This window comes from Thiocapsa sp. (genome assembly GCF_011390875.1).
GTDB lineage: Bacteria > Pseudomonadota > Gammaproteobacteria > Chromatiales > Chromatiaceae > Thiocapsa.
This window is the reverse complement of sequence record NZ_JAABRP010000337.1, coordinates 1-3,489: the sequence shown is the minus strand read 5'-3', so window position 1 is coordinate 3,489 and position 3,489 is coordinate 1. Positions and strand designations below refer to the sequence as shown.

At 59.6% G+C, this 3,489-nt stretch carries 3 protein-coding genes; 1 reads left to right on the top strand and 2 read right to left on the bottom strand.

The window, feature by feature from the left end:
* Positions 1-201, top strand: a 201-nt coding sequence (locus GPT33_RS18070) for a hypothetical protein (protein WP_296811847.1), incomplete at its 5' end; no start/stop codon positions are given.
* 72 nt (positions 202-273) lie between these two features.
* Here the strand turns inward: GPT33_RS18070 and GPT33_RS18065 are convergent.
* A complete protein-coding gene (locus GPT33_RS18065; protein WP_296811845.1) occupies positions 274-960 on the bottom strand; it encodes a cytochrome b/b6 domain-containing protein in 687 nt (228 codons plus the stop codon).
* 3 nt (positions 961-963) lie between these two features.
* Complete coding sequence (locus tag GPT33_RS18060; protein WP_363929507.1) at positions 964-2,619, bottom strand: tetrathionate reductase family octaheme c-type cytochrome; 1,656 nt, start codon at positions 2,617-2,619, stop codon at positions 964-966.
* Positions 2,620-3,489: the final 870 nt, after the last annotated feature.

The window sequence follows — 3,489 nt, the reverse complement described above, 5'->3', positions numbered from 1 at the left end:
AAAATCGTGGTGTTCAAAATCAATCAGACCGTTGATATGCGCCGCAGGTCGCTCAACGACGGCCGGGCTCGATTTTACTGGATTGTCGCCGCTGGCCTTACGCCGGCTGGGATTTGCCTGAGCCAGGGGGCCGCGATGGTGCACGTGACGCCCTGCAATGTGCGTGATTTTGCCGGTCGGGGGCCGCGGCCCCGATCATGACTGGCACTGCCTGCAGGGGAGAGGTGAAGGACTTGGAAGGGGTCTTCTGAACCCCATCGGTGCGGCCCGGGATCAGGCCAAGGGGCTTTGGGGTTCGCACGCCGGGCTGCCCTGGCGGCGGCGCTTTTCCCATTCTTCCAACTCGACGCCCTCCTGGATTTCCTCCCAGCCGGTGATCATGGCCCGGATGTGGGCGAAGATGGTGTGGCCGGTGGTGGTCATGTAGACATGGCCAATCAGAAAACAGAGGACGCCAAAGGCCCCTAGAATGTGAACGGCGGCGACCACCGGCAGGCTCAGCCAATCCAGGCCCCAGGCCGCCCAGGAATTGTAGCTCCAGTAGAGAAAACCTGAAGTCATCTGGATCGGCAGCAGAAAAGCCGCCACGGACAGGTAGGCGATCCGCTGCAGGGGGTTGTGCTTGGCCTCCTTGCGCTTGGGCACCGGATGGGGGTCGCCGCGGAAGATGCCCAACATATAATAGTGGATCACGGCGAACATCTTTTTGGTGGTGGGCACATACTGCTTCCATTCCCCCGTGGTCAGAAGCCAGAAGACAAAGAAGGCGAAGGCGATCAGCCAGGCAAGGCCGACAAAATTATGGACCTCGGAGGCGGTTTTGTAGCCCAGCAGGGAGTAGAGCCCGTCCACCTCGAAGCCGGTCAAAAGCAGGATGAGGATGAGCACCGTCTGCAGCCAGTGCCAGAACCGTTCATAGCGCGTATAGAGATAGGTGTTGACCATCTTCTGACCTGACATGGTTTAATCCTCCTTGCGGCCACGGACAATGGCGCGTCCCAGGCCGTGAAAGGTTACGCCAACCAGGGTACCCAGCACCAGAACCCACCCGATGATGTTGATGGCCCTGAAGCTGTCCCGGCCCGGCATGTAGAAATCGGTCAGCGCGGCCAGGCGTCCGTTGGGGCTGTGGCATTCGATGCAGGTCACGGCCTTTTCCTTGGGGGCCACCATGTGGGTGATGGGGAAAATGTAGCGGGTTTCGGCAAAGTCGTATTCGCCGCTGAAGGAAAGCCCGGCGGCCTGCATGCCGTTTTCCAGGGCCTTTTTCCAGTCGTACTCGGCCCAGTAGGCTCCGGAACCTTTGGGGCCGAAGAGCTTGGGAATCAGGAGGGTCTTGTTGATCTTGTCGTAAGGCTGCCTGCCTTCGTGCACCTTGAAGGGGAAGATGCGGGCGTTTTGATCGCTTCGGCTTCCCACCGGCCAGTTGATGTCCACCGGCTGGGAAGGATCGATGGGGTCCCGAGCAGTGATGGCGTTGATGGAGCCGTTGAACCAGAAGTAGGCCGGTTGCACATCTTTTTCCCAGCGGAAATCACCCTTTTTGGTGTCGTAGGTCGGTTTGCCGTGGGGTCCTTTTTCCTTATAGGGCTTACCGTCTTTCTTGTTGCCGGCCGTGGACCAATCCCAGTACATCTTGGTGGCGTTGACCCGGGCGAATTCCGGAATATGGCAGCTCTGGCAAGCCACCTTGTCGGTATGGTCGTTGGCCTTGACGCCCGGCTTATGGGGCGTGCTGGAGTGGCAGGACTCGCACATGATCTTGGCGGCCAGATCGTCCTCGATCAGGCTCTTGCGGTGGGTGGCGGCCGGGGTGGCATAGGTGCGGCCGGCGATGTTGTGCAGAGTGGTGGTATGGCAGCGCACACAGTCGAAATCCTGTCCGTCCAGGCCCATATGAACGTCCAGCATTTTGTTGGGTTTGGCCAGGGAAGAGTCCAGATCGCCGTGTTTGACGCCGTCGTCGCCCCCGCCATAGAAGTGGCAGGCGCCGCAATTGGCGCGCGTGGGGCGCCCGACGCTCTGGGCCACCAGGTTCCAGTCGGGCGGATTGTAGGTTTGATTGTTTTCGGCGAAAATAGTGGCCTCCTGGACCGGATGGCCCGCTCCGGTGGGGAATTTCTTGTAGGTGCCGGTCTGCTCGTGGCAGACCAGGCAGTCCACGGCTGCCTCGTCTTTGAAATTGAAGCTGCCGTCGCGCCAGCCGTAACCGGCGTGGCAGGAGGTGCAGCGCGGCTCGTTGCCGCTGAGATTGATGCAGAAGTTGTTGATGGAATGGCCGGCCTTGCCGATCCGCTCACCGGGCGGCACGTTGGGATCCAGCCAGGTCCAGTGAATGGTTTTGTGGAACTGCCCGGCGGCCAGTTCGTGGCAGGACAGACAGGCCTTGGTCACCTCGGGACCGGAGGTGAACTCTTTTTGCAGAATCTCATGCCGGGAATGATCCGCGGTGATCCAGATCTGACGTTCCTTGGTGGCCTGCTGGGCCATGGTGCGACCGGGGGCCTGGTTTTCGTCGAGCACCTCTGTTTGAGATCTGGCCGCTGAAACATCGATGCCTCCAATCATCAGCAAGCCTGTGCACAGCCAGCCCGATATGATCTTTGCCATGGCATTCATATATCTGCTCCCTTTGTGGCTATGGTTTGTCTTGCAAGCGGCAGGTTCAGGGTCAATTGGAAAAAAAAATCAGCGGGTCGCGAATTGAGCCGCACCGCGGGTCTAAGCCTGAAGGAATTTCGGCAACGGTAATGCCAGAAGGGGGAAGCAGGAGAAACAGCGCCGAACGCGAGCCCCGCGTCGAGTTCAGCTCCATTGATTACACATCTAAGTCCTTGTCGTCAATGGATTTCGACCTGATCCGACCGGCTAAAGGTTCATCGACCGCCGATCAGGAGGCCTTTGCCAAAGCGGTTTCTTGAGAATATCTGGCTCATTGCAAATTTGGTTTGATTTTCAAAAGAAACCGTGATCATCTCAGATCTTAGGGAGACACCAAAAGAACATCTCCGGGAAATGAATTTCGGGAAAGGGGGTTTTCTCGCCGGGCGACAGCCGCTGTTTGCGATAGGGGAATCGAAGAGATCGATGCCATCGCAGACGCGCCTTTGGGGCGAAGAGCCCGGCCGGCCCCCGTTCAAGCAGCCGAGCACGGCAGGCTCCAGCGCGTGCGGATCACCCTGTCCCGCGAAGAACCTGATGCACCGGGGGCTGAACGAAGAGCGGGCCTGGAGATCAGCCACCAACGGGCGCGGCCCCTGGTGGAACTCCGGCGCGTCGCACATGAACCACGCCTTCCCGAAGCGCTTCTTTGATGGCCTGGGGCTCCTGTCACTTCTTGATCAATTCCGCAAGCTTCAACGTGCTACATGAACCGCCGTGGTACGGAACCGTATGCCCGGTGGTGTGGGAGGACGGGGGGCGCGAGTCCCCCTCCTACCCGATGGGCACGGTCACCGGCTGGGGGACTTTTGCGCCCTGTCGGGCAAA

Coding starts and splice junctions, on each gene's coding strand:
- GPT33_RS18065 (WP_296811845.1), bottom strand. CDS start 960: ATGTCAGGTCAGAAGATGGTCAACACCTATCTCTATACGCGCTATGAA.
- GPT33_RS18060 (WP_363929507.1), bottom strand. CDS start 2,619: ATGAATGCCATGGCAAAGATCATATCGGGCTGGCTGTGCACAGGCTTG.